This window comes from Burkholderia plantarii, assembly GCF_001411805.1.
GTDB classification, from domain to species: Bacteria; Pseudomonadota; Gammaproteobacteria; order Burkholderiales; family Burkholderiaceae; genus Burkholderia; species Burkholderia plantarii.
This window is the reverse complement of the sequence record NZ_CP007212.1, coordinates 3,228,349-3,251,260: the sequence shown is the minus strand read 5'-3', so window position 1 is coordinate 3,251,260 and position 22,912 is coordinate 3,228,349. Positions and strand designations below refer to the sequence as shown.

The 22,912-nt window shown below is 70.3% G+C and carries 24 protein-coding genes; 8 read left to right on the top strand and 16 right to left on the bottom strand.

Annotation, left to right across the window (positions count from 1 at the left end; genetic code table 11):
* Positions 1-113: 113 nt before the first annotated feature.
* The 5 genes from bpln_RS13905 to bpln_RS13885 all read right to left on the bottom strand — a co-directional run bounded on the left by bpln_RS13905 (position 114) and on the right by bpln_RS13885 (position 4,702).
* Entirely contained in the window at positions 114-782 is a 669-nt protein-coding gene (locus bpln_RS13905; protein WP_082465335.1) for an FUSC family protein, read from the bottom strand.
* Between the two features lie 10 nt (positions 783-792).
* On the bottom strand, positions 793-2,109 hold the full coding sequence (locus bpln_RS13900) for an MFS transporter (RefSeq protein WP_042625651.1): 1,317 nt from the start codon (positions 2,107-2,109) through the stop codon (positions 793-795).
* Entirely contained in the window at positions 2,106-3,095 is a 990-nt protein-coding gene (locus bpln_RS13895; protein ID WP_055139535.1) for a PRC-barrel domain-containing protein, read from the bottom strand. Before bpln_RS13895 ends, bpln_RS13900 begins: the two co-directional genes overlap by 4 nt.
* A gap of 204 nt (positions 3,096-3,299) precedes the next feature.
* Entirely contained in the window at positions 3,300-3,629 is a 330-nt protein-coding gene (locus bpln_RS13890; RefSeq protein WP_042625650.1) for a TfoX/Sxy family protein, read from the bottom strand.
* A gap of 107 nt (positions 3,630-3,736) precedes the next feature.
* Positions 3,737-4,702, bottom strand: a complete 966-nt coding sequence (locus tag bpln_RS13885) for a LysR family transcriptional regulator (protein ID WP_055139077.1) — start codon at positions 4,700-4,702, stop codon at positions 3,737-3,739.
* Between the two features lie 114 nt (positions 4,703-4,816).
* Here bpln_RS13885 and bpln_RS13880 point away from each other — a divergent pair, with 114 nt between their 5' ends.
* Positions 4,817-6,052 carry an MFS transporter gene (locus bpln_RS13880; RefSeq protein WP_055139076.1) on the top strand — a complete coding sequence of 412 codons (1,236 nt, stop codon included), beginning with the start codon at positions 4,817-4,819 and terminating at the stop codon, positions 6,050-6,052.
* Positions 6,053-6,109: 57 nt separating this feature from the next.
* Here the strand turns inward: bpln_RS13880 and bpln_RS13875 are convergent, their stop codons facing one another.
* The 10 genes from bpln_RS13875 to upp all read right to left on the bottom strand — a co-directional run bounded on the left by bpln_RS13875 (position 6,110) and on the right by upp (position 14,707).
* Positions 6,110-6,412 carry a hypothetical protein gene (locus tag bpln_RS13875; protein ID WP_042625647.1) on the bottom strand — a complete coding sequence of 101 codons (303 nt, stop codon included), beginning with the start codon at positions 6,410-6,412 and terminating at the stop codon, positions 6,110-6,112.
* Positions 6,413-6,685: 273 nt separating this feature from the next.
* Positions 6,686-8,155, bottom strand: coding sequence for a ribonuclease G (gene rng, locus bpln_RS13870; RefSeq protein WP_055139075.1), 1,470 nt, complete (start codon positions 8,153-8,155; stop codon positions 6,686-6,688).
* Positions 8,156-8,162: 7 nt separating this feature from the next.
* Positions 8,163-8,798: a Maf family protein gene (locus tag bpln_RS13865; protein ID WP_055139534.1), complete on the bottom strand. Its 636-nt coding sequence runs from the start codon at positions 8,796-8,798 to the stop codon at positions 8,163-8,165.
* Between the two features lie 47 nt (positions 8,799-8,845).
* Complete coding sequence (gene rlmH / locus bpln_RS13860; protein ID WP_042625643.1) at positions 8,846-9,316, bottom strand: 23S rRNA (pseudouridine(1915)-N(3))-methyltransferase RlmH; 471 nt, start codon at positions 9,314-9,316, stop codon at positions 8,846-8,848.
* 46 nt (positions 9,317-9,362) lie between these two features.
* Positions 9,363-9,815, bottom strand: coding sequence for a ribosome silencing factor (rsfS, locus tag bpln_RS13855; RefSeq protein ID WP_055139074.1), 453 nt, complete (start codon positions 9,813-9,815; stop codon positions 9,363-9,365).
* Between the two features lies 1 nt (position 9,816).
* On the bottom strand, positions 9,817-10,578 hold the full coding sequence (locus tag bpln_RS13850; RefSeq protein WP_082465288.1) for a nicotinate-nucleotide adenylyltransferase: 762 nt from the start codon (positions 10,576-10,578) through the stop codon (positions 9,817-9,819).
* Complete coding sequence (gene hemF / locus bpln_RS13845; protein ID WP_042625641.1) at positions 10,569-11,492, bottom strand: oxygen-dependent coproporphyrinogen oxidase; 924 nt, start codon at positions 11,490-11,492, stop codon at positions 10,569-10,571. Before hemF ends, bpln_RS13850 begins: the two co-directional genes overlap by 10 nt.
* A 163-nt stretch (positions 11,493-11,655) precedes the next feature.
* On the bottom strand, positions 11,656-12,933 hold the full coding sequence (gene purD, locus bpln_RS13840; protein ID WP_042625640.1) for a phosphoribosylamine--glycine ligase: 1,278 nt from the start codon (positions 12,931-12,933) through the stop codon (positions 11,656-11,658).
* A gap of 107 nt (positions 12,934-13,040) precedes the next feature.
* Complete coding sequence (locus bpln_RS13835) at positions 13,041-13,769, bottom strand: YebC/PmpR family DNA-binding transcriptional regulator (RefSeq protein ID WP_042625639.1); 729 nt, start codon at positions 13,767-13,769, stop codon at positions 13,041-13,043.
* A gap of 287 nt (positions 13,770-14,056) precedes the next feature.
* A complete protein-coding gene (gene upp / locus bpln_RS13830) occupies positions 14,057-14,707 on the bottom strand; it encodes a uracil phosphoribosyltransferase (protein WP_042625638.1) in 651 nt (216 codons plus the stop codon).
* 251 nt (positions 14,708-14,958) lie between these two features.
* Here upp and bpln_RS13825 point away from each other — a divergent pair, with 251 nt between their 5' ends.
* Together bpln_RS13825 and bpln_RS13820 are read left to right on the top strand one after the other, a co-directional pair.
* On the top strand, positions 14,959-15,738 hold the full coding sequence (locus tag bpln_RS13825; protein ID WP_042625637.1) for an SDR family oxidoreductase: 780 nt from the start codon (positions 14,959-14,961) through the stop codon (positions 15,736-15,738).
* Between the two features lie 113 nt (positions 15,739-15,851).
* Complete coding sequence (locus bpln_RS13820) at positions 15,852-16,235, top strand: methylglyoxal synthase (RefSeq protein WP_042625636.1); 384 nt, start codon at positions 15,852-15,854, stop codon at positions 16,233-16,235.
* A gap of 40 nt (positions 16,236-16,275) precedes the next feature.
* On the opposite strand, the gene bpln_RS13815 is transcribed toward bpln_RS13820, so the two are convergent.
* Positions 16,276-16,677 (bottom strand): hypothetical protein, encoded by a 402-nt coding sequence (locus bpln_RS13815; RefSeq protein WP_055139073.1) that lies wholly within the window; start codon positions 16,675-16,677, stop codon positions 16,276-16,278.
* A gap of 245 nt (positions 16,678-16,922) precedes the next feature.
* Here bpln_RS13815 and bpln_RS13810 point away from each other — a divergent pair, with 245 nt between their 5' ends.
* From bpln_RS13810 to kdpC, 5 genes are all read left to right on the top strand, one after another.
* On the top strand, positions 16,923-17,897 hold the full coding sequence (locus tag bpln_RS13810) for a quinone oxidoreductase family protein (RefSeq protein ID WP_055139072.1): 975 nt from the start codon (positions 16,923-16,925) through the stop codon (positions 17,895-17,897).
* A 276-nt stretch (positions 17,898-18,173) separates the two neighbouring features.
* The gene (gene kdpF, locus bpln_RS13800; protein ID WP_042625632.1) at positions 18,174-18,266 is read left to right on the top strand and encodes a K(+)-transporting ATPase subunit F; all 93 of its coding nucleotides are present in this window, start codon (positions 18,174-18,176) and stop codon (positions 18,264-18,266) included.
* Positions 18,263-20,071, top strand: coding sequence for a potassium-transporting ATPase subunit KdpA (gene kdpA, locus bpln_RS13795; RefSeq protein WP_055139071.1), 1,809 nt, complete (start codon positions 18,263-18,265; stop codon positions 20,069-20,071). Before kdpF ends, kdpA begins: the two co-directional genes overlap by 4 nt.
* Positions 20,072-20,169: 98 nt before the next feature.
* Positions 20,170-22,254, top strand: coding sequence for a potassium-transporting ATPase subunit KdpB (gene kdpB / locus bpln_RS13790; RefSeq protein WP_042625630.1), 2,085 nt, complete (start codon positions 20,170-20,172; stop codon positions 22,252-22,254).
* 13 nt (positions 22,255-22,267) lie between these two features.
* A complete protein-coding gene (kdpC, locus tag bpln_RS13785; protein WP_055139070.1) occupies positions 22,268-22,849 on the top strand; it encodes a potassium-transporting ATPase subunit KdpC in 582 nt (193 codons plus the stop codon).
* Positions 22,850-22,912 lie beyond the last annotated feature (63 nt).

Below are 22,912 nucleotides of genomic sequence, written 5' to 3'. Positions count from 1 at the left end.
GTGCCGGTCGCGGTCTGACCACCATGGCCGGGAATCCGGCTTGCTGTAAAACATGCCCGCGCAAGCGGGCATGTTTGCATCGGCGGGGCGTCGCGCGGTGCTTCGGTCTTCGTTCAGCGCGAGGGGGGATCGGAGGGTTCGGGCGCCGAGGCCGGCGGTTTCGCATCGGTCGCGGCGTCCGGGCGATTCGCCCGCGTCCGGTCGGCCGCGCGGCGCCCGCGCGCCCACCAGTGGCGCTCGAGCCACGTCAGCAGCGCGCAGACCACCATCGCGCAAACCGTGCCGAGCGTGACCTCGCCGAGCCGGATCAGCGGGATGTCCCACAGCGGACCGTTGCCCGGAAACAGCAGCACGATGGTGGCGGTCACGCCGCCCAGGCGCGCGGCGCTGCCCACGTCGAGGCACCAGCAGATCACGATCGTCGCCGCGATCGTGACGGCGTAGGCGAGCAGGTGAGCGGGAAAATGCGTGCCGCCGAGCGCGGCGCCGGCGAAGCCGAGCACGCCGCCCACCATCGCGCCGACGAACTGGTCGCGTGACAGGTTCATCGTGTCTGAATACTGGTGCTGGGTGACCGCGATGGCCGTCACCGCCGCCCATACGGCCTGCTCCGAGTGCAGCGCGCGGCCGATGCCGTAGGCCAGGCACGCGCCGCACACCGCCTGCAGCGCCATCATGGCCCCTTGCGCCGCGCGCTGGCGCAGCGACATGCCCTTGAACAGCGCGAGCAGCGATTGCTGGATGTCGCGGCGCGTGTCGTGGAGCGTGCGGATCGGGTCCATCATGCTCGCGTCAGGCGGCTCGGGGCGGCTTGCCGGACGAATCGGGCGAATCAGGTGAATCGGGAGGATCCGACGCCTCGGGCGGCGTGTCCGCCTGAGCCTGCTCGTCGCCGAGCCCGGCGTCGCGTGTCTCCGGCATCGCCAGCGCCACCAGCAGCACGGCCAGCGCACCCGCCGCCGCGAGCCCGAAGAAGCTCATGGTGTTGCCGAAGTGGTCGGCCGCGAAGCCGGCGAGCGAGGTGCTCAGCGTCGCGCCGATGCCGGCCGCGAGCCCGAACAGGCCGATACAGAGGTTGTAGCGGCCCTTGCCGCCCGCCACGTCGGCGGCGATCAGCGGCAGCATCACGCCGAACACGGCCGCGCTGATGCCGTCGAGCATCTGTACCGGCACCAGCAGGTACGGGCTGCCGACGCCCGCGAACAGCAGCGCGCGCACCGGCAGCGCCGAGAAGCCGAGCAGCAGGATCGGCCGGCGCCCCCAGCGCTGCGCGGAGCGGCCCACCCAGGGGGAGAGCATCGCCACGATCGCCTGCGGGACGATGATGCAGGCCGCGATCACGAGTTGCACGTTGTCGCCCATGCCGGCCGTCACTTCGCCGGCCGCGAGGTTCAGCATCGCCGCGTTCGACAGGTGGAACAGCACCACGCAGGCGGCGAACACCAGCATGCGCCGGTCGCGCAGCAGGTCGAAGATCGTCTCGCGCGCTTCGCCGTCGGCGTTCGCGGCGCGCGGGCGGCTGCCCGGCGGCGGCGCGATCGTGTGGGTCGGCTGGATCATCGAGAGCGCGACCAGCGCCGGCAGCGCGAGCGCGGCCGTCAGCCAGAACACCGCGCGTGCCGATACGTATTCGCCCGTCAGCCCCATCAGGCCCGCGGCCACCGCGCTGCCGATCGAGGCCCAGCGCGCGTTGCGCCCGAGCCGGTCGCCGAGGTTCGCACGGCCCACCAGCGAGAACGAGATCGCCGCCATCGCCGGCACCAGCATGCAGCTCGCGAAGCCGTGGAACACCTCGGCCGCGATCACCGGCACGATGGTCGGGCTGGTGGCGAGCAGCACCGCCGACAGGATGATCGCGATGATCGCCCAGGCCGCGGCGCCCTTCTTGTTCTTCAGCGCGTCGACGGCGGCGCCGCCCGGCACCTGGCTGACCATCGCGCTGATGGTGCCGATCGACAGCACGAGTCCGATCTCGCCCTGCGTCCACTTGTGCGAGGCGAGATAGGAGGCGATGAACGGGCCGAAGCCCGTCTGCACGTTCGCGACGAAGAAATTGACCCAGTCGAGGGCGCGCAGGCTGCGGAGGCTGACCGTATGGCGTACCGTCATCGGCTGGTTCCCGCGCTGGACGCCGGGCTCGCCGGCGGCGAGGCGGCCGGCGACACGGCGATCACCGGTTTGTCGGCCGCATAGGGCGGCGCCGCCTTCAGCTGCGCCTCGGACAGGTCGAGCAGCGCGCGCAGCGACTTGTCCTTCGGCGCGAAGCGCAGCGCCGACCAGCTCGCGGCGATGGTGCGCCGGTCCGGATTCACGAGGCCGCCCAGGTCGAGCACGACCGCCTGCGGCTGCGCGTCACGATCGATCAGCACGTCGACGATGCGGCCGACCTCGCTGCCGTTGCTGCGCTCGACGTCGGCGTCGACCATCGCGATGGTCCCCGGCGTTTCACCCGCGTGCGAGGTGCCGCTCAGCGACACGGCCTTCGGCCGGTCGGCGGGCGGCAGCGTGCCCGACGGCACGTCGAGCAGGATCGGCTGCTCGCGCCCGCCCGGCGTGAAGCGGAACAGCCGCCACGGGAAACTGACCTTGCGGTCGCCGACGCCGAGGAAGCCCTGCAGGTTCACGATCATGCGGTCCGGCTTGCCGCCCGCGTCCGCGATCATGTCCACGGCGCGGCCGATCATCTTGCCGTCGCGGCGGCGCACCTCGCTGTCGAGCAGCGAATGCACCTGGTTGCGCTCGATCGTGCGGGTCTGGATCAGCGGCGGGGGCGGCGGCGGCGGGGGCGGCGGAGGCGGCGGCGGAGCCGCGCGCTTGACCACGCGCGGGCGCGGCGCCTCGCGGTGCGGCTTCTTCTGGGTGTCGGTGTCCTCGGGCGCCTCGACCTCGGAGGCGGGCTCCGGCGTGGCGACCGGCAGCCCTTCCTCGTCGAGCGTTTCGACAGCCGCGTCGACGATCGGCGCGGGCCGCTGCGGCGCCTGGAACAGCGCGCAGCCCGACAACGCGAGCGTCGCGGCGAGCGCGGTGACGAGAGGCGCCGCGGAGGCGACTAATTTCGGGAAACGGATTGCTAGACGCGGAAGGCCGCCGCTCATCAACTGGGACTCCATGGGCCGGGGCAGGCCGCGGATGCGGCACTGCGGCGATTGATGGCTGATGCCGCCGGCGGCATCGCGCAGGGCCAGAGTGTAACCTGTGCGCGCGCCGCGCCGATGAAATCGGCGCAACCGGGCCGCCTCGAACTGGCGGCCGGCGCGGAATCCCGTGGCGGAGGCGGGGCCGCCGGGCGCCTCAGCGTCTCATTTCGGCGGCAGCGTCCGCACGAACGCGAGCGCCGCGTCGAGCAGGCGCCGCCGTAGCGCGTCCTGCGCGCAGCGGTCCGGCGAGACCCAGACCCAGCCCGTCATCGGCCGGCCGCCGTTGCGCATCGGCTCGATGCCCGGCATCGCCACCGCCCAGCCGTCGTTGCCCTTGCCGAGCCGCACCAGCATGCCGTCATGACGCGCCGCGCAGAGCAGGTTGCCGTCGGCGAGCCAGGCCCAGCCGCCGAACATGGCGCGGCCCGTGATCCACGCCTCGTCGCGCAGTTCGTCGTTCAGCACTTCCTCGAGGCCGAGATCGCGTGTCATGCGGGCTCCTGCAGGGGCGGCGAGCCAGTGATTGTAGGGGAGCGCGCGCGGCGTGGCGATCGGCTTGATGGCCGGCTGCCGCCCCGGCGTTCGCGGGGGCTTGCGGGTCAGGCCGGTTCGGTGCCGGTGCCGGTGCCGGTTTCATCGCCAGCCGGCGGCTCGGCCGCCGCGAACAGCTGCTCGCGCAGCCAGCGATGCGCGGCGTTCGCCTCGTCACGTGGATGCCAGGCCGCGCCGAGCACGAAGCCGCCCACCTCGACAGGCAGCGGCAGCAGGTCGAGCCGGTCGGCGAATCGGCGCAGGAAGCGTTCGGGCAGCGCGCAGACGTAGTCGGTCGCCTCCAGCACCAGCGGCGCGAGATGGTAGTGCTGGACCGACACGGCCACCCTGCGCCGGTGTCCCGTGCGTGCCAGCACGTCGTCCATGAAGCCGTGGAAGCCGCCGCCGTCGCCCGACACGAGCACGTGGCGCAGCGCGCAGTAGGCGTCGAGATCGGGCGGCGCGAGTCCGCGCGGGTGGCCCTTGCGCTGGGCCATCACGTAGCGCTCATGGAACAGCGCGCGCGAGCGCAGGCTGGCCGGAATCGCGAAATCGGCGGCGATCAGCAGGTCGGCCGCGCCCTTGTCGAGCCAGCTGCCGAACGTGTCGGCCGGCACCGTGCGGAACGCCAGGCGCAGGTTCGGCGCGCGATCCGCCACGCGCCGCACCAGGTCGACGCCCGCCATCACGAACCCGTTGTCGCTCGCGAGGATCCGGAACGTGCGCGCGTCGTGGGCGGGATCGAAGCCGGCGCCGTGCGCGAGCGCCGCCTGCACACCCTGCAGCGCGGCGCGCAGCGGATCGCGGATCGCCAGCGCGCGGGCCGTCGGCGTCATGCCGCGGCCGTGCCGGGCCGGCACCAGCAGCGCGTCGCCCGTCAGTTCGCGCAGCCGCGCGAGCTGGGCCGACAGCGCCGGCTGGCTCAGGTGCAGCCGCTCGGCCGCGCGCGTGACGTTGGCCTCGTCCAGCAGCACGTCGAGCGAGGCGAGCAGCGCGAGATCGGCGCCGCGTAGCGTCGGTAACGTATCCGGCATTTGGATGGCTCCCATATCAACAATCGATTTCAAATATACCAAGCCGCGACGCAGACTGTCGCCTCGGCGCGGCGGACGCGCCGCGACCGATAGCGAACAGGAGGGCAATCGGCGATGGACACTCCGGAACCCGAGCGGCACGCGCTGCGCGCGCTGGCCAGCGCCAATTTCGCGGTGGGGGCGATGTCGTATGGCGTGGTCGGCGCGCTGCCGGCGCTGGCCGGCGCCTGGCGGATCTCGCCCGGGCGCGCGGCGCTGCTGATGAGCGCGTTCTCGATCGCGTTCGCGCTCGGCGCGCCGCTGCTGCAGATGCTCGCCGGCCATGCGCGGCGCCGCGCGCTGCTGCTGGCCGGGCTGGCGACGCTGATCGCCGCCACGCTCGCCGGCGCCGCCGCGAACGGCTTTGGCTGGCTGCTGGCGACGCGGATCGTGGCGGGCCTCGGCGCGGCCGCCGTCAGCCCGCTCGCGAACGCGATCGGCGCCGGGATCACGCCGGTCGAGCGACGCGGCAAGGCGCTCGCGGTCGTGTTCGTCGGCGTGACGCTGTCGAGCGTGATCGCCGCGCCGCTGGCCGCCGCGCTGGCCCACGCGTTTGGCTGGCGCGCCGTGTTCGTCGCGCTGGCGGCGATCGCGGCCGGCAGCGCCGCCTGGATCGTGACGACGATGCATGACGATTCACGCGGCGAGCGGATGCGGCCCGCGGCGCTCGCGCGCCTCGTGATGCGCCCGGGCACCGCGACCGGGCTCGCCGTGATCGTGCTGCAGACGGCCGCGTTCTTCGCGACCTACACGCTGATCCTGCCGCTCGTTGCGCTGCGCTTCGGTGCGAGCGCCGCGCAGGGCGGGGCCGCGCTGCTGGTGTTCGGGGTCACGGGGATCGTCGGCAATCTCGTGGCGCAGCGCGTGTCGCTGCGTTATTCGGCCGAGCGTTTGCTGTGGATCGTGATGGGGACGATGGTGGCGGTGTTCGTCGCGATCGCGCTGCTCGGCGTGGCGGGCTGGCGCGATGCGGCGCGGCAGGCGATGTTGCTGGCGCTGCTGGTGGTCTGGGCGCTGATGCAGGATCTGTTTTATCCGTCGCAGTTGCGCCGCGTGGTGGCGCTCGAGCCCGACTATCGCGGCATGGTGATCGCGCTGAATTCGTCGGGGATCTTTCTCGGGATTTCGCTCGGCGCCGCGCTTGGCGGGCGGGTGGCCGATCAGGTGGGGCTGGCTGCGCTGGCGCCGGTGTCGGCTTTGCTGACGATGGCGGCGTTCGCGGCGCTGGTGGTATCGCAGCGCTTCGTCGTGCGTGCGAGGCGGGGCGTGCCGGAGACGGCCGACTGTGGGGCTGCCGCCGGGCGTGGTTAGCCTGGGCGGCAGCGCGGTGCCGGGTCTTGTCTTTCAGGCTGTAGGGATCGAGCCGTTTCAGGCGCCTGGTCTGGCGAGCGACTGCACCGACAGGTTGCGATGCGAGCCGTCGACGATCATGGCGCCGACGCGCTTCGCGTCGCGCGCGGCTTCGTCGACCGACGCGAAGCTTTCCTCGCCGTTCGGATGGAACGGCACGGTCTGGCCGGGCAATCCGGCGCTGGCGCCGGGGCGGCAGAGATAGGCGACGTAGGTGTAACGGTTCGCGATGGCGCGCGCGGGCTGGACGGTGACGTGGATCTCGTAGCCCTCGCAGGGGATCGGATCGAGCTGGATCGGGACCTCGGTTGCTGCCGGCATGATGGCCTCCGTGTCGCCGCGGACGGCGCGCGCGGGTCGCGCGCCGGGTCGGTCGGCGTGTCCTTCAGGCTGTATTTTAGGTGAGGCGGGGCGGGAGCGGCGACGGCGGGAATTGCAACATTCTGTTGGGACGCCAATGCCGTGAAAGAGGGCGTGGCATTCGATATCGCGGCCGGGGTCGCCCGCCTCTTCGTCTCGCCGGAGTCGGCGGGATACGGGCGGAATCGGCGCGCTGGCGAGGCGTGGCGGGTTGCGCGAGTCGATGAAACGCCCCTACATCAGCACGATATCGTACTGCTCCTGACTCAGATTCGACTCCACCTGCAGCGACACCGGCTTGCCGATGAAATCGATCAGCATCGCCAGATGCTGCGACTCCTCGTCGAGAAACAAATCGATCACCTGTTGCGAAGCAATCACGCGAAACTCGCGCGGATTGAACTGCCGCGACTCCCGCAAAATCTCGCGCAGCACGTCATAGCAAACCGTCCGCGAAGTCTTCACCTGCCCCTTGCCCATGCAGACCGAGCAGGGCTCGCACAGCACGTGGGCGAGCGATTCGCGCGTGCGCTTGCGCGTCATCTCCACCAGCCCCAGTTGCGAGAACCCGTTCACCGTCACGCGCGTGCGGTCGCGCGAGAGCGCCTTCTTCAACTCGCCGAGCACGGCCTCGCGATGCTCGGCGTTCTCCATGTCGATGAAGTCGATGATGATGATCCCGCCCAGATTGCGCAGCCGCAGCTGTCGCGCGATCGTATGCGCGGCTTCCAGGTTGGTCTTGAAGATCGTGTCGTCGAAGTTGCGCGCGCCGACGTAACCGCCGGTGTTGACGTCGATCGTCGTCATCGCCTCGGTCTGGTCGATCATCAGGTAGCCGCCCGACTTCAGGTCCACGCGCCGCGACAGCGCGCGCTGGATCTCGGTCTCGATGCTGTAGAGGTCGAATAGCGGCCGCTCGCCGGTGTAGTGGTGCAGGCGCGCGCTGACGGCCGGCGTGAACTCGGTGGCGAAGGTCGAGAGCCGCGCGAAGGTCTCGCGCGAATCGACCTGGATCTTGCTGGTGTCGTCGTTGGCGAAGTCGCGCAGCACGCGCTGCGCGAGGTCGAGGTCCTGATAGAGCAGGCTGGTGGCCGGCAGCCGCTGCGCCTGCGCGACGATGGTGGTCCAGGTCTTGCGCAGGTAGGCGACGTCGGCGCCGAGCTCCTCGGCCGTGGCGTCCTCGGCGATGGTCCGCACGATGTAGCCGCCTTTCTCCTCGGGCGGAATCACGGCGGTCAGCCGCGCGCGCACGGCCTCGCGCTCGGCCTCGCTCTCGATCTTCTGCGAGATGCCGATGTGCGGCTCCTGCGGCAGGTAGACGAGCGTGCGCCCGGCAATGCTGACCTGCGTCGACAGCCGCGCGCCCTTGGTGCCGATCGGGTCCTTGATCACCTGCACCATCAGCGTCTGGCCTTCGAACACGGTCTTCTCGATCGGCGGATGCGGCACGCTCGCGTGCGGGTCGCCGGGCGGCCGCGGCTGCCAGATGTCGGCCACGTGCAGGAACGCGGCGCGCTCCAGGCCGATGTCGATGAACGCCGACTGCATGCCCGGCAGCACGCGCACTACTTTGCCGAGATAGATGTTGCCGACGCGCCCGCGCGACAGCGTACGCTCGACGTGAAGCTCCTGTACCGCGCCTTGCTGCACGAGCGCGACCCGCGTTTCCTGCGGCGTGATGTTGATCAGGATTTCTTCGTTCATGGTGGGCTCAGAAGGCGACGCGCGCCGCGCGCAGCAGCGCGGCGGTCTCAAAAAGGGGCAGACCCATGATACCCGAATGCGATCCGTCGATCCGCTCGACGAACTCGGCCGCGCGGCCCTGGATCGCGTAGGCGCCGGCCTTGCCGAACGGCTCGCCGCTCGCCACGTAGCGCGCCAGCGCGTCGGCGGTGACCGGCCCGAACTGTACGACGGAGCGCGACAGCGCGGGCATCAGCGGCTTGCCGTCGGCGTCGACCACGGCCAGCGCGGTCAGCACCTCGTGCTTGCGGCCGGCCAGGCGCGCGAGCATCGAGAGCGCGTCGTCGGCGGAAGCGGGCTTGCCGAGGATCGCGCCGTCCACCGCGACGGTGGTGTCGGCCACCAGCACGGGTGCGGCGGGCAGCGCGCTGGTCACGAGCCGCGCGCGCGCCGCGTCGGCCTTGGCGGCGCACACGCGCACCACGTAGTCCTCGGGCAACTCGCCGGGCAGCTCGGCCTCGAGCGCCTCGGCGTCCTCGTCGGGGCGCGGCAGCAGCAGCTCGAAGCTCACCCCGAGCTGGCGCAGCAGCTCCTGCCGGCGCGGGCTCTGCGAGGCGAGATAGACGAACGGATAGGTCGAATCGGGCAGGAGGCGGTCGGACATCGTCAGGGTTCTCGGTGGCAGCATGACGGCGTCGCGAACGCGGCGCGTCATGCTCGGTGGTAGGGATGATTCTGCGTGATGCTCCACGCGCGGTAAAGCTGCTCGGCCAGCAGCACGCGCACCATGCCGTGCGGCAGCGTGAGGCTGGAGATCCGCAGCAGCAGGTCGGCGCGCGCCTTCAGTTCCGGGTCGAGCCCGTCGGCGCCGCCGATCACGAACGCGACGTCGCGGCCGTCCTGCTGCCAGCCGGGCAGCGCCTGCGCGAGCTGCATCGAGGTCCAGTCGCGGCCGCGCTCGTCGAGCGCGACCACGCGTGCATTTTTCGGCAGCGCGGCCTCGATCCTCGTCTTCTCGGCCGCCATCACGCTCTCGGCGCTGCGGCCGCCCGAGCGCAGTTCGGGCTTGATCTCGCGCAGCTCGAGCCGCAGCTCGGGCGGCATCCGCTTCGCGTATTCGTCGAAACCGGCGGATACCCAGCCGGGCATCTTGTGGCCGACCGCGACGATGTGCAGCTTCATGGCGTGACTTCAGCGCGTGGGCGCGACGGCAACGGCGCAGCCGTGCTCAACGGCGCCGCGCGGGCGTCTTGCGGGCGGTGGTGCGCGCGGCGGGGGCGTTGTCCTCGTCGCTGCCGTCGTCGTCGCCGGAGGCGTGCGCGATGCCGCCGGTGCTGCCGCCGAGCTTCATGCGCACCGGCTTGTCGCCCCAGATCTCCTCGAGGTTGTAGTACTGGCGCAGCGCCGGCTGCAGGATGTGGACCACGGCGTCGCCGCAGTCGACCAGCACCCATTCGCCGGTGTCCTCGCCCTCGGAGCTGACGACGTCGCCGCCGGCGGCCTTCACCTGCTCGCGCACGTTCGAGGCGAGCGCCTTGGTCTGGCGGTTGGACGTGCCGCTCGCGACGATCACGCGGTCGAACAGTTCGGTCAGATGGCTGGTGTTGAACACCTTGATGTCTTGCGCCTTGACGTCTTCGAGGGCGTCGACGATCACACGCTGCAGTTTGCGGATATCCATGTCAGGGATGGTAGAGACGATGTTGAAGAATATAGTTCCAGACGGCGGCGGGCACGTGCTCGGCCTCCGCGTCGGGTACCCGGGCACGGCGCGCGATGCATTCGCGCAGGTGCGCACGGATGTCGGTCGCGGCGATGTCGAACGCGAGCGTGGTGTCCACCAGCACGTGGCCGGCGGGGCTTGCTTGCAACGCGGCGGCCTCGGCGCGGCGCGGCGCGATCTCGGCCGCCACGGCGGGCGAGGCGGCGGTCAGGTCGAAGCCGGGCCGCGTGGCGATGCAGACGTGCGCGAGCGAAAACAGCAGGCGCCAGTCGCGCCAGGTGTCGAGCCGCACCAGCTGGTCGGCGCCGATCACGAGCGACAGCGACGCGTCGGGGCCGACGCGCTCGCGCCAGCGCGTGAGCGTCTCGGCCGTGTAGGTCGGGCCGTCGTGTTCGATCTCGTCGGTGGCCACGGTCACGGCCACGCCGGGCAGGTCGAGCGACGGCGCGGCGGCGCGCGTCATCGCGAGCCGGTGCTCGGCGGCCGACACGTCGCGCTTCTGGTACGGCTGGCCGGCCGGCAGCAGCACGAGTTCGGTCAGCGCGAGTTCGCCGGCGAAACGCCGCGCGAGCGCCAGATGGCCGTCGTGGATCGGGTCGAACGTGCCGCCGAGGATGCCGATGCGGCGCGCCAGCGGGGTTGGTCGGGCTTGAGTATCCAGAACGCGTCCTTTCGGGTCGGGGCCGGCGTCCGGGGACGCCGGCGGGCGGCTCACAGCCATTCGCGCGGCACCAGGAATTCGCCGAGGCGCGCCTCGGGCGTGCCCGGCTCGGGCTGCCAGTCGTAGCGCCAGCTCGCGGCGGGCGGCATCGACATCAGGATCGACTCGGTGCGTCCGCCGCTTTGCAGGCCGAACAGCGTGCCGCGGTCGAACACCAGGTTGAACTCGACGTAGCGGCCGCGCCGGTAGGCCTGGAAGTCGCGCTCGCGCTCGCCGTAAGGCGTGTCGCGGTGGCGCTCGACGATCGGCAGGTAGGCGCCGACGAACGCGTCGCCGACGCTTTGCATCAACGCGAACGAGCGCTCGAAGCCGGGCTCCGACAGATCGTCGAAGAAGATCCCGCCGATGCCGCGCGTCTCGTTGCGGTGCTTGAGGAAGAAGTACTCGTCGCACCACTGCTTGTAGCGCGGATAGAGTTCGGCGCCGAACGGCGCGAGCGCGTCGCGGCAGGCGCGATGGAAATGGCGCGCGTCGTCCTCGTCGGGATAGAACGGCGTCAGGTCCATGCCGCCGCCGAACCAGAACACCGGCGCCTCGCCGGCCCGGGTCGCCACGAACATGCGCACGTTCATGTGGACGGTCGGGCAGTACGGATTGCGCGGATGCAGCACCAGCGACACGCCGAGCGCCTCGAAGCCGCGCCCCGCGAGCTGCGGGCGCGCCGCGCTCGCCGACGGCGGCAGCGCGTCGCCGGCCACGGCCGAGAAGCCGATCCCGGCGCGTTCGAAGAACCGGCCGTTCTCGAGGATGCGCGTGCAGCCGCCGCCGCGCAGTCGCTCCTGCGGCCCGCGCTGCCAGGTGTGGCTGGCGAGCGGGGTGCCGTCGAACGCGCCGAGCGCGTCGGCGATGCGGGTTTGCAGCGCCTCGAGATAGCTGCGCACGCGGTTGACGTCGAAATTCGAATCGCTGGTCATGGGGTCGGAAAGAGGGCGCGGTGGTATCCGCTGGCTCGGTCGGCTCCGGCTCGGGCCGATTGCCGCGATTGTAGACCTTTCGGCCGGCGCGCCCGGCCCGCGGGCGCGCCATGAAAAACGCCGCCCGGGCGCACGCGGGCGCACCGGGCGGCGGCTCGGCGCCTCAACCCTGCTTGCGGGCGAGCGCGCGGTGGCCGATGTCGCGGCGGTACTGCATGCCTTCGAAGTTGATCTGGTTGATCGCGTCGTAGGCGGCCTGCTGTGCGCCGCGCACCGAATCGGACAGCCCGACCACGCACAGCACGCGACCGCCCGAGGTCACGAGCTTGTCGCCGTCGAACGTGGTGCCCGCGTGGAACGTGACCGCATGCGCGGTTTCCCCGGGGATGCCGTTGATCCGGTCGCCCTTGCGCGGCGCGTCAGGGTAGCCGTGCGCGGCCAGCACCACGCCGAGCGCGGTGCGGCGGTCCCAGTCGAGTTCGACGGTGTCGAGCGTGCCGGCGATCGCCTGCTCGACCACCTTCGAGAAGTCGCTCTTCAGGCGCGCCATGATCGGCTGCGTTTCCGGGTCGCCCATCCGGCAGTTGAATTCCAGCGTGCGCGGATTGCCGTCCTTGTCGATCATCAGGCCCGCGTACAGGAAGCCGGTGAAGCGGATGCCGTCGTTCTCCATGCCGCGCACGGTCGGCATGATGATCTCGCGCATTACGCGCGCGTGCATCTGCGGCGTGACGATCGGGGCCGGCGAATAGGCGCCCATGCCGCCCGTGTTGGGGCCGCGATCGCCGTCGAGCAGGCGCTTGTGGTCCTGGCTGGAAGCGAGCGCGAGCGCGTGCTTGCCGTCCACCATCACGATGAAGCTGGCTTCCTCGCCGTCGAGGAATTCCTCGATCACCACGCGCGCGCCGGCGTCGCCGAGCTTGTTGCCCGACAGCATCATGTCGACGGCCTCGTGCGCTTCTTCCAGCGACATCGCCACCACCACGCCCTTGCCGGCCGCGAGGCCGTCGGCCTTGACCACGATCGGCGCGCCCTTGGCGTCGAGATAGGCGTGCGCGGCGGCCGCGTCGGTGAAGGTCTCGTATTCGGCGGTCGGGATGCCGTGGCGCTTCATGAACGCCTTGGCGAAGTCCTTCGAGCTTTCGAGCTGCGCGGCTTCGCGGGTCGGGCCGAACACCTTCAGGCCGCGCGAGCGGAAGTGGTTGACGATGCCGGCGGCGAGCGGCGCTTCCGGGCCGACCAGCGTGAACGCCACCTGCTCGGTCTCGGCGAAGTCGGCCAGGTCGTCGAGCGAGGTCAGTTCGATGTTCTTCAGGCGCGCGTCCTGCGCGGTGCCGCCGTTGCCGGGCGCAACGTAGACGGTCTGGACGCGCGGCGACTGGGCGAGTTTCCAGGCGAGCGCGTGTTCGCGGCCGCCGGAACCGACGACGAGTAGTTTCATGGGATTCCCCGCAGGCTAGAAAATGGGGCGGCCGGCGCGCCTCGGGCGGGCCGGCCGCGGAACCTGACGTCGGCCGCCTTTCACCCGAAAGACGGACCGGCGCGCGTTCATTCGTCGACGATGACCGCGTTCGTGTAGACCTCCTGGACGTCGTCGAGGTCTTCGAGCACGTCGAGGAGCTTCTGCATCTTCACGGCGTCGTCGCCCGTGAATTCCACTTCGTTCTGCGGCTTCATCGTCACTTCGGCGAGTTCGGCCTTGAAGCCGGCCGCCTCCAGTGCGTCCTTGACCTGCGAGAACGCCTGCCAGTCGCAGAGCACCTCGATGCTGCCGTCCTCGTTGGTGTTGACGTCGTCGGCGCCGGCCTCGAGCGCGGCTTCCATCAGCGAATCTTCCGACGTGCCGGGCGCGAACAGGAACTGGCCGACGTGATCGAACATGAACGCCACCGAGCCGTCGGTGCCCATGTTGCCGCCGTACTTCGAGAACGCGTGGCGCACTTCCGCGACGGTACGCACGCGGTTGTCGGTCATGGTGTCGACGATGATCGCCGCGCCGCCGATGCCGTAGCCCTCGTAGCGGATTTCCTCGTAGTTCGCGCCGTCCGCGCCGCCCACGCCGCGATCGATCGCGCGCTTGACGTTGTCCTTCGGCATGTTCGCGTCGGCCGCCTTGTCGACCGCCAGGCGCAGGCGCGGGTTCGAGTTCGCGTCGCCGCCGCCCAGGCGTGCCGCCACCTGGATTTCCTTGATCAGGCGCGTCCAGACCTTGCCGCGCTTCGCGTCGGCCGCTGCCTTCTTATGCTTGATGTTGGCCCATTTGGAATGACCAGCCATACCAGTTCTCCGTCGCCCGCGCCGTGCGGCGGGCGTGTCTTAAGCGATGTGTTGCGGTGCGTTGTGGCGCGGTGCCGCGAGAAGTCGTTGGTTCGCGTGTCGGCCCGCTCGCGCGGCATCGTGTGCCGGGGGCGGGGCCGGCCCGTCAGGGGCCGGGAACGCGAAGCACGCGATTTTACCATGCGGCGAAGCGCGCACCGGGCGGGGTGGGCGTTCGCTCGCGCACCATGCGGGGCCGGGTTGCGCCGCGCCGCCGCCGCGGCTGGCGCGGCTGACGGGGCCGCGGCTCAGTTCTTGGTGCCGAACAGCCGGTCGCCGGCGTCGCCGAGGCCCGGCACGATGTAGGCGTGCTCGTTCAGGTGCGAATCGAGCGAGGCCACGTAGACCTTCACGTCCGGATGCGCGTCCTGGAACACCTGGATGCCTTCGGGCGCGGCCACCAGCGCGAGGAACAGGATCCGCTCGCCCGGCACCTGGCGGCGCTTGAGCACGTCCACGGCGTGGACCGCCGAGTAGCCGGTGGCGATCATCGGATCGCAGAGGATGAAGGTGCGGTCCTCCAGATCGGGCAGGCGCACCAGGTATTCGACCGGGCGGTGGTCGTCGGCGCGGTAGACGCCGATGTGGCCGACGCGCGCCGAAGGCACCAGGTCGAGCAGGCCGTCCGACATGCCGATCCCGGCGCGTAGCACGGGCACGATCGCCACCTTCTTGCCCGCGATCACCGGCGCGTCGATCTCGACCAGCGGGGTTTCGACCCGCTTCGTCGTGATCGGCAGGTTGCGCGTGATCTCGTAGCCCATCAGCAGCGTGATCTCGCGCAGCAGCTCGCGGAACGTGCGCGTGGAGGTGTCCTTGTCGCGCATGTGGGTGAGTTTGTGCTGGATCAGCGGGTGGTCGAGGATGAAAAGGTTCGGAAAGCGGCTGTCCTGGGTCATGACGGGCGACGGGCGGCGGAAAATGGATTCATCGGATTCGGCTGCCGCCCGCATGGCGGGGCGGCAATGGCGCAAGTTTACCGAAGATGCCGGGGCGCGATCCGGATATTATCGACGTTTCGTGCGCGGGCGCGGCGGCCGGGGCCGGCTGGATCAAGCTGGAACGAATCGGGCCGGAGCGGTCGGCGTTGCCCGCGCGATTCGTCGCGTTTCGGTGCGGCCCGGCCGCCCGCTTACCAGGACAGACTCGAATGGATCTCGGCATCGCAGGACGAACCGCGCTCGTGTGCGCGGCCAGCAAGGGACTCGGACGCGGTTGCGCGCAGGCGCTCGCGGCCGAGGGCGTGAAGCTCGTGATCGTCGCGCGCACGCAGGAAACGCTCGACGCCACCGCGGCGCAGATCCGCGAGGCCACCGGCGCCGACGTGACGGCCGTGGCCTGCGACATCACCACGGCCGCCGGCCGGGAGGCGGCACTCGCCGCGTGCCCGCAGCCCGACATCCTCGTGACCAACGCGGGCGGCCCGCCCCCCGGCGATTTCCGCGATTTCTCGCGCGACGACTGGATTCGCGCGATCGACGCGAACATGCTCACGCCGATCGAGCTGATCCGCGCCACCGTGGACGGCATGATCGCGCGCCGCTTCGGGCGCATCGTCAACATCACGAGTTCGGCCGTGAAGGCGCCGATCGACGTGCTCGCGCTGTCCAACGGCGCGCGCTCGGGGCTGACGGGCTTCATCGCCGGGCTCTCGCGCAAGGTGGCCGAGCACAACGTGACGATCAACAACCTGCTGCCGGGGCTGTTCGACACCGACCGCATCCAGACCACGCTCGCCGCCTCGGCGAAGGCGGCCGGCAAGCCCGTCGACGAGATGCGCGCGCGCCGCACGCAGGAGATCCCGGCGCGCCGCCTCGGCCGGCCCGACGAGTTCGGCGCGGCGTGCGCGTTCCTCTGCAGCGCGCACGCCGGCTACATCACCGGCCAGAACTGGCTGCTCGACGGCGGCGTGTATCCGGGCACGTTCTGATCCGCCGGCCGGGCCGCTGGTCCGGCCGCCCGCCCGCTGCCCGGGCGGGCTGTTTCTCCGGGGCTGAGGCCCATGCCGCAGCCCCGGCCCATCGCTTCACAGGACGCCCCCGCATGAACGCACCCCGTATTGCGCTGATCGCGCATGATGCGAAGAAGGATGAAATCGTCGCGCTGACCGGCGCCTATCGCGACACGCTCGCGCGCTGCGAGTTGGTCGCGACCGGCACCACGGGCGGCCGGATCGCGAGCGCGCACGGCCTGGAGGTGGAGCGCAAGCTGTCGGGGCCGCTCGGCGGCGACCAGCAGATCGGCGCCGAGCTGGCCTCGGGCCGCGTCCATCTGGTGGTGTTCCTGCGCGATCCGATGACGGCGCAGCCGCACGATCCCGACATCAACGCGCTGGTGCGCGTCTGCGACGTCCACGACGTGCCGGTGGCCACCAACGTGGCGACCGCGCGCGTGTTGCTCGACGATCTGGTGCGCAGGATAGGGTGAGGATGCGCCGGGCGTCGTGTCCGGCGCGTGCCGTTCCCGGTTAGTACGCCTGCTGGATCAGCAGCGTGGCCTGGCCGCCGTTGTCCGAGCAGACGTCGTCCGAGACATACCCGTACAGGGTTGCGGCGCTGTTACCGCCGACGTCCACGACGATCGGCTGGGTGGTCACCGGCACGCCCCATTTCGCAGTCAGGACGCCGCCCTGCACGGTCACGCTGCTAATCGCGCAGCCACCGGGCGAGCAGGACATGGTGTTCGCCGAGAGCGACATCACGTACCGGCCCGGCGCGAGTTGAAACGTTGCAGCGGTTCCGTAGGGCGCGGCGCCTGGCGAGAGCGCGCTCTGGATGCAGTTCAAGCGCCCATCGACCGTGATGGACGTGGCGGCTTGCGCGGTGGACGCAAGGGCGAGCAGAAGGGTTGCGACAACGGGAATACGCATGACTCGGATCCTTTGTTCGATTACGTGGACTGCACGTCTGCCGATCGCGCCGGCCTATGGATATCGGCGCGCACGGACAGATCTGAAGCAAATGATCTGAAGAATCATTTTGTTATGTGCCGCGTGAGGCGTCACGTCGTTTCCCGTCACGGCGTCCGCCAGCAGGATCTCCTCCGACGCGCGAGAATCGTCGTTCACGCGGCCGGACGGCCGATTCCCCGTATCTCCAACCAGGAGCAGAACGCATGCCGAAAGCTATCCGTTACGACCAGCCGGGCGGCCCGGAAGTGATGAAGTGGGTCGACGTCGAGGTGGGCGAACCGCAGGCGGGCGAGGTGCGCATCCGCCACCACGCGGTGGGCCTCAACTACATCGACGTGTATTTCCGCAACGGGCTCTATCCGCAGCCGCTGCCGGGCGGACTCGGCCAGGAGGGCGCGGGCGAGGTGGTGGCGGTGGGCGAGGGCGTCACCGCGCTGAAGGCGGGCGACCGCGTCGCCTACACCGGCGTGCCGCCCGGCTCGTATGCCGAGGAACGCGTGCTGCCGGCCGCGAAGATCGTCAAGCTGCCCGACGCGATCAGCTACGACGATGCGGCCTCGCTGATGCTGCAGGGCCTGACGGCCCACTACCTGCTGCGCCGCACCTATCCCGTCAAGGCCGGCGACACGATCGTGATCCACGCGGCGGCGGGTGGCGTCGGCCTGATCGCCTGCCAGTGGGCCAAGGCACTCGGCGCGACGGTGATCGGCACGGTCGGCTCGGACGAGAAGGCCGAACTCGCGAGGGCGCACGGCTGCGACCACCCGATCGTCTACACGCGCGAGAACTTCGCCGAGCGCGTCAGGCAGATCACGGGCGGCGCCGGCGTGCCGGTGGTCTACGACTCGATCGGCAAGGACACCTACCTGCAGTCGCTCGACAGCCTCGCGCCGCTCGGCCTGTTCGTCAGCTTCGGCAACGCGTCGGGGCCGCTGCCGGCGATCGATTCGAAGGAGTTCTCGTCGCGCGGCTCGCTGTTCTTCACGCGGCCGACGCTGTTCACCTACATCGCGAAGCGCGAGGACCTCGAACGCGGCGCGGCCGAGCTGTTCGAGGCGGTCACCTCGGGCAAGGTGAAGACCAACGTCCGCCAGCGCTATCCGCTCGAACGCGTCGCCGACGCGCATCGCGACCTCGAGGCGCGCCGCACCACCGGCTCGACGATCCTGCTGCCGTAAGCCCCGGCACGCGGCATCGGGCTTCCCGCGGCGGCGCCGAGGCGCCGCCGCGGGTCGTCTACGCCGGCGCGTTTACGCGTTTTTTACACCTCCCGCCCGAGCTTTGACCCGCCCTTTACGCGCGTTCCCATAACGTTGCATCCGTTCGAACAGGAACACGGAGAACACAACAATGGATGCGCTGTATGTAGGCGGTCTCGCACTGTTTGCGGTGCTGATCGTCGCGCTGGTCGCGGGGTGCGACAAGCTCTCGCAAATGGGTCGCGGGGGGCGGTCATGAACTGGATGCTTTGGCTCGCGGGGCTCGCCACCGCGCTGTTGTTCGCTTATCTGGTCTACGCGCTGCTGCGCGCGGAGGACATCGAATGAACGCGAACAACCTGTTGCAGGCGGGGATCTTCATCGTCGTGCTGCTGGCGCTCGCCGTGCCGGTGGCCGGCTACCTGAGCCGCGTGATGGACGGCTCGTCGCGCGTGGTGCGCGTGTTCGGCCCGCTCGAACGCGCGCTGTATCGCGTGGCCGGCGTGGACCCGGGCGCCGAGATGTCGTGGAAGCACTACGCGCTCGCCACGATCGCGTTCAACGTGCTCGGCATGCTGTTCCTCTATCTGCTGCTGCGCATCCAGCAATGGCTGCCCGGCAACCCGCAGCAGTTCGCGCCGATGACGGTGGACGGCGCGTTCAACACGGCGGTCAGCTTCGTCACCAACACGAACTGGCAGGATTATTCGCCCGAGCAGACCGTCAGCTACCTGACGCAGATGCTGGGCCTGACCGTGCAGAACTTCCTGTCGGCGGCCACCGGGATCGTGGTGGTGATCGCGCTGATCCGCGGCTTCGCGCGCCACACGGCGAAGACCATCGGCAACTTCTGGGTCGACATCACGCGCGTGACGCTCTACGTGCTGCTGCCGATGGCGGCGTTGATCGCCGCGCTGCTGATGAGCCAGGGCGTGATCCAGAACTTCCGCGCCTACACCGACGTGCCGACGCTGCAGGCCTCGAGCTACCAGGCGCCGAAGCTCGACGCGCAGGGCAACCCGCTGAAGGACGCCAAGGGCAATCCGGTGACGGTCGCCACGCCGCTTACCTCGCAGACCATCGCGATGGGCCCGGTCGCCTCGCAGGAAGCGATCAAGATGCTCGGCACCAACGGCGGCGGCTTCTTCAACGGCAACTCCGCGCATCCCTACGAGAACCCCACGCCGTTCTCGAACGTCGTGCAGCTGCTGTCGATCCTGATCCTGCCCGCCGCGCTCTGCCTCGTGTTCGGCCGCATGATCGGCGACCGGCGCCAGGGCATCGCGGTGCTCGCCGCGATGACGGTGGCGTTCGCGGTGGCGGTCGGCATCGAGGCGGGCGCCGAGCAGCGCGCGAGCCCGGTGTTCGCGGCGCTGCACGTCGACCAGGGCGCGGGCGCGCTGCAGGCGGGCGGCAACATGGAAGGCAAGGAGACGCGCTTCGGCATCGCCCAGACCAGCCTCTTCGTGGTGGCCACCACCGCCGCCTCGTGCGGCGCCGTGGACGGCGCGCATGATTCGCTGACGCCGGTCGGCGGCCTCGTGCCGATGCTGCTGATCCAGCTCGGCGAGGTGATCTTCGGCGGGGTCGGCTCCGGGCTCTACGGGATGCTGGTGTTCGCGTTGCTGGCGGTGTTCGTGGCGGGCCTGATGATCGGTCGCACGCCCGAGTACGTCGGCAAGAAGATCGAGGCCTACGAGATGAAGATGGTGTCGATCGTGGTGCTGCTCACGCCGCTGCTGGTGCTGGTGGGCACCTCGATCGCGGTGCTCTCGGCGGCGGGCCGCGCGGGGATCGCGAACCCCGGCCCGCACGGCTTCTCGGAGATCCTCTACGCGTTCAGTTCGGCCGCCAACAACAACGGCAGCGCGTTCGCCGGGCTTACCGTGAGCACGCCGTTCTACAACTGGCTGACCGCGATCGCGATGTGGTTCGGGCGCTTCGGCACGATCGTGCCGGTGCTCGCGATCGCCGGCTCGCTGGCCGCGAAGAAGCGCATCGTCGCCACCAGCGGCACGCTGCCCACCCACGGGCCCCTCTTCGTGGTGCTGCTGCTCGGCTCGGTGCTGCTGGTGGGCGCGCTCACCTACGTGCCGGCGCTCGCGCTCGGCCCCGGCGTCGAGCATCTGATGCTGTTCGCGAACTCGCACTGATCGATCCGGGCCGGGTGGCGCGAGCGCCTCCGGCCCACCCACACAGGTAACGGGAATACGGTATCCGCGCATCGCTCGCGATGCCATCGAGGATCACAATGAATCAACATTCCGCAACGCGATCGATGTTCGACCCGGCGCTGGTGCGCCCGGCGATCGTCGAATCGTTCAAGAAACTCACGCCGCGCACGCAGTTCCGCAATCCGGTGATGTTCTGCGTCTACGTCGGCAGCGTGCTCACCACCATCCTCTGGATCGCCGCGCTCGCCGGCCAGGCCGAGGCGCCGGCCGGCTTCATCCTCGCGGTCACGCTCTGGCTCTGGTTCACGGTGCTGTTCGCGAACTTCGCCGAGGCGCTTGCCGAGGGCCGCTCGAAGGCCCAGGCCGCCTCGCTGCGCAGCGCGAAGAAGGACGTGATGGCCAAGAAGCTCAACGAGCCGCATCCGAAGTCGCCGATCCGCATCACCACCGCCAGCGAGCTGCGTCGCGGCGACGTGGTGCTGGTCGAGGCCGGCGACACGATCCCCGCCGACGGCGAGGTGGTGGACGGCGTCGCCTCGGTCGACGAATCGGCGATCACCGGCGAATCGGCGCCGGTGATCCGCGAGTCGGGCGGCGATTTCTCGTCGGTCACGGGCGGCACGCGGGTGCTGTCGGACTGGATCGTCGTGAAGGTCACGGCCAACCCGGGCGAGGCGTTCCTCGACCGGATGATCGCCATGGTGGAAGGCGCCAAGCGCCAGAAGACCCCCAACGAGATCGCGCTGACCATCCTGCTGGTCGCGCTGACGATCGTGATGCTGCTGGCCACCGCCACGCTGCTGCCGTTCTCGATCTTCTCGGTGCAGGCGATGGGCGCGGGCCACGTGGTCACCATCACGGCGCTGGTCGCGCTGCTGGTCTGCCTGATCCCGACCACCATCGGCGGGCTGCTCTCGGCGATCGGCGTGGCCGGCATGAGCCGCATGATGCAGGCCAACGTGATCGCCACCTCGGGCCGCGCGGTCGAGGCGGCCGGCGACGTCGACGTGCTGCTGCTCGACAAGACCGGCACCATCACGCTCGGCAACCGCCAGGCCTCCACCTTCGTGCCGGCCGCGGGCGTGCCAGAGGAAACGCTGGCCGACGCGGCGCAGCTCTCGTCGCTGGCCGACGAGACCCCGGAAGGCCGCAGCATCGTGGTGCTGGCCAAGACGCGCTTCAACCTGCGCCAGCGCGACATGGCCGCGCTGCGCGCCACCTTCATCGGCTTCTCGGCGCAGACCCGCATGAGCGGCGTGGATCTGCCCGATCGCGAGATCCGCAAGGGCGCGGCCGACGCGATCCGCCAGTACGTCGAGGCCCAGGGCGCGCGCTTTCCCGAGGACGTGCGGCGCGCCGTGGACGACATCGCGCGGCGCGGCAGCACCCCGCTGGTGGTGGCCGAACGGCTGGGCGACGCGACCCGCGTGCTCGGCGTGATCGAGCTGAAGGACATCGTGAAGGGCGGCATCAAGGAGCGCTTCGCCGAGCTGCGCAAGATGGGCATCAAGACCGTGATGGTGACGGGCGACAACCGGCTCACCGCCGCCGCGATCGCGGCCGAGGCGGGCGTCGACGACTTCCTCGCCGAGGCGACCCCCGAGACCAAGCTCGCGACGATCCGCGAGCACCAGACGGCCGGGCGCCTGGTGGCGATGACGGGCGACGGCACCAACGACGCGCCGGCGCTCGCGCAGGCCGACGTCGCGGTGGCCATGAACACCGGCACGCAGGCGGCCAAGGAAGCCGGCAACATGGTCGACCTCGATTCGAACCCGACCAAGCTGATCGAGATCGTCGAGATCGGCAAGCAGATGCTGATGACGCGCGGCTCGCTGACGACCTTCTCGATCGCCAACGACGTCGCCAAGTATTTCGCGATCATCCCGGCCGCGTTCGCCACCACCTATCCGCAGCTCGACGCGCTGAACGTGATGCATCTGGCCACGCCGGCCTCGGCGATCATGTCCGCGGTGATCTTCAACGCGCTGATCATCGTGCTGCTGATCCCGCTCGCGCTCAAGGGCGTGCGCTATCGCGCGCTCGGCGCGGCCACGCTGCTGCGCCGCAACCTGCTGGTCTACGGACTCGGCGGGATCCTGGTGCCGTTCGTCGGCATCAAGCTGATCGACATCGTGCTCGCCGCTTTCGGCTGGGTATAAAGGAAGGTTCGTCATGAAGACCCTGATTCGTCCGCTCGTCGTCCTGTTCGCGGTGCTCACCGTCGTCACGGGGCTCGCGTATCCGGCGGTGATGACCGCGTTCGGCTCGGCCGTGTTCCCGTCGCAGGCGGGCGGCAGCCTGATCGAGCTGAACGGCAAGGTGGTCGGCTCGTCGCTGATCGGCCAGCCGTTCGACGCGCCGCAAGACTTCTGGGGGCGGCTCTCGGCCACCAGCCCGATGCCGTACAACGGGCAGGGTTCGAGCGCCTCGAACCTCGGTCCGACCAACCCGGCGCTGGCCGACCAGGTCAAGGGCCGGCTCGACGCGCTGAAGGCGGCCGGCACCGATCTCTCGCAGCCGGTGCCGGTGGATCTCGTCACCGCCTCGGGCAGCGGCCTCGATCCGGAGATCAGCCCGGCCGCGGCGGCCTACCAGATCGCCCGCGTCGCGAAGGCGCGCGCGATGCCGGCCGACGCGGTGCGCCAGCTGGTCGACGCGCATACGCGGGGCCGCCAGTTCGGCCTGTTCGGCGAGCCGCGCGTGAACGTGCTCGAACTGAACCTCGCGCTCGACGCGGGCAAGGCCGCGCACTGAGCGTGCCTGATCTGGGCGACCCGCCCGGTCGTCCGATGCGGCGCGCCCGGTGCGTGCCGCCTT

Coding starts and splice junctions, on each gene's coding strand:
- bpln_RS13875 (WP_042625647.1), bottom strand. CDS start 6,412: ATGCCGGCAGCAACCGAGGTCCCGATCCAGCTCGATCCGATCCCCTGC.
- kdpB (WP_042625630.1), top strand. CDS start 20,170: ATGAATCAACATTCCGCAACGCGATCGATGTTCGACCCGGCGCTGGTG.
- bpln_RS13835 (WP_042625639.1), bottom strand. CDS start 13,769: ATGGCTGGTCATTCCAAATGGGCCAACATCAAGCATAAGAAGGCAGCG.
- rsfS (WP_055139074.1), bottom strand. CDS start 9,815: ATGGATATCCGCAAACTGCAGCGTGTGATCGTCGACGCCCTCGAAGAC.
- bpln_RS13895 (WP_055139535.1), bottom strand. CDS start 3,095: ATGAGCGGCGGCCTTCCGCGTCTAGCAATCCGTTTCCCGAAATTAGTC.
- bpln_RS13820 (WP_042625636.1), top strand. CDS start 15,852: ATGAACGCACCCCGTATTGCGCTGATCGCGCATGATGCGAAGAAGGAT.
- bpln_RS13880 (WP_055139076.1), top strand. CDS start 4,817: ATGGACACTCCGGAACCCGAGCGGCACGCGCTGCGCGCGCTGGCCAGC.
- bpln_RS13905 (WP_082465335.1), bottom strand. CDS start 782: ATGGACCCGATCCGCACGCTCCACGACACGCGCCGCGACATCCAGCAA.
- bpln_RS13865 (WP_055139534.1), bottom strand. CDS start 8,798: ATGTCCGACCGCCTCCTGCCCGATTCGACCTATCCGTTCGTCTATCTC.
- bpln_RS13890 (WP_042625650.1), bottom strand. CDS start 3,629: ATGACACGCGATCTCGGCCTCGAGGAAGTGCTGAACGACGAACTGCGC.
- bpln_RS13900 (WP_042625651.1), bottom strand. CDS start 2,109: ATGACGGTACGCCATACGGTCAGCCTCCGCAGCCTGCGCGCCCTCGAC.
- kdpC (WP_055139070.1), top strand. CDS start 22,268: ATGAAGACCCTGATTCGTCCGCTCGTCGTCCTGTTCGCGGTGCTCACC.
- rng (WP_055139075.1), bottom strand. CDS start 8,155: ATGAACGAAGAAATCCTGATCAACATCACGCCGCAGGAAACGCGGGTC.
- purD (WP_042625640.1), bottom strand. CDS start 12,933: ATGAAACTACTCGTCGTCGGTTCCGGCGGCCGCGAACACGCGCTCGCC.
- hemF (WP_042625641.1), bottom strand. CDS start 11,492: ATGACCAGCGATTCGAATTTCGACGTCAACCGCGTGCGCAGCTATCTC.
- kdpF (WP_042625632.1), top strand. CDS start 18,174: ATGAACTGGATGCTTTGGCTCGCGGGGCTCGCCACCGCGCTGTTGTTC.
- upp (WP_042625638.1), bottom strand. CDS start 14,707: ATGACCCAGGACAGCCGCTTTCCGAACCTTTTCATCCTCGACCACCCG.
- rlmH (WP_042625643.1), bottom strand. CDS start 9,316: ATGAAGCTGCACATCGTCGCGGTCGGCCACAAGATGCCCGGCTGGGTA.
- bpln_RS13815 (WP_055139073.1), bottom strand. CDS start 16,677: ATGCGTATTCCCGTTGTCGCAACCCTTCTGCTCGCCCTTGCGTCCACC.
- bpln_RS13825 (WP_042625637.1), top strand. CDS start 14,959: ATGGATCTCGGCATCGCAGGACGAACCGCGCTCGTGTGCGCGGCCAGC.
- bpln_RS13850 (WP_082465288.1), bottom strand. CDS start 10,578: ATGGCTGTGAGCCGCCCGCCGGCGTCCCCGGACGCCGGCCCCGACCCG.
- bpln_RS13885 (WP_055139077.1), bottom strand. CDS start 4,702: ATGCCGGATACGTTACCGACGCTACGCGGCGCCGATCTCGCGCTGCTC.
- kdpA (WP_055139071.1), top strand. CDS start 18,263: ATGAACGCGAACAACCTGTTGCAGGCGGGGATCTTCATCGTCGTGCTG.
- bpln_RS13810 (WP_055139072.1), top strand. CDS start 16,923: ATGCCGAAAGCTATCCGTTACGACCAGCCGGGCGGCCCGGAAGTGATG.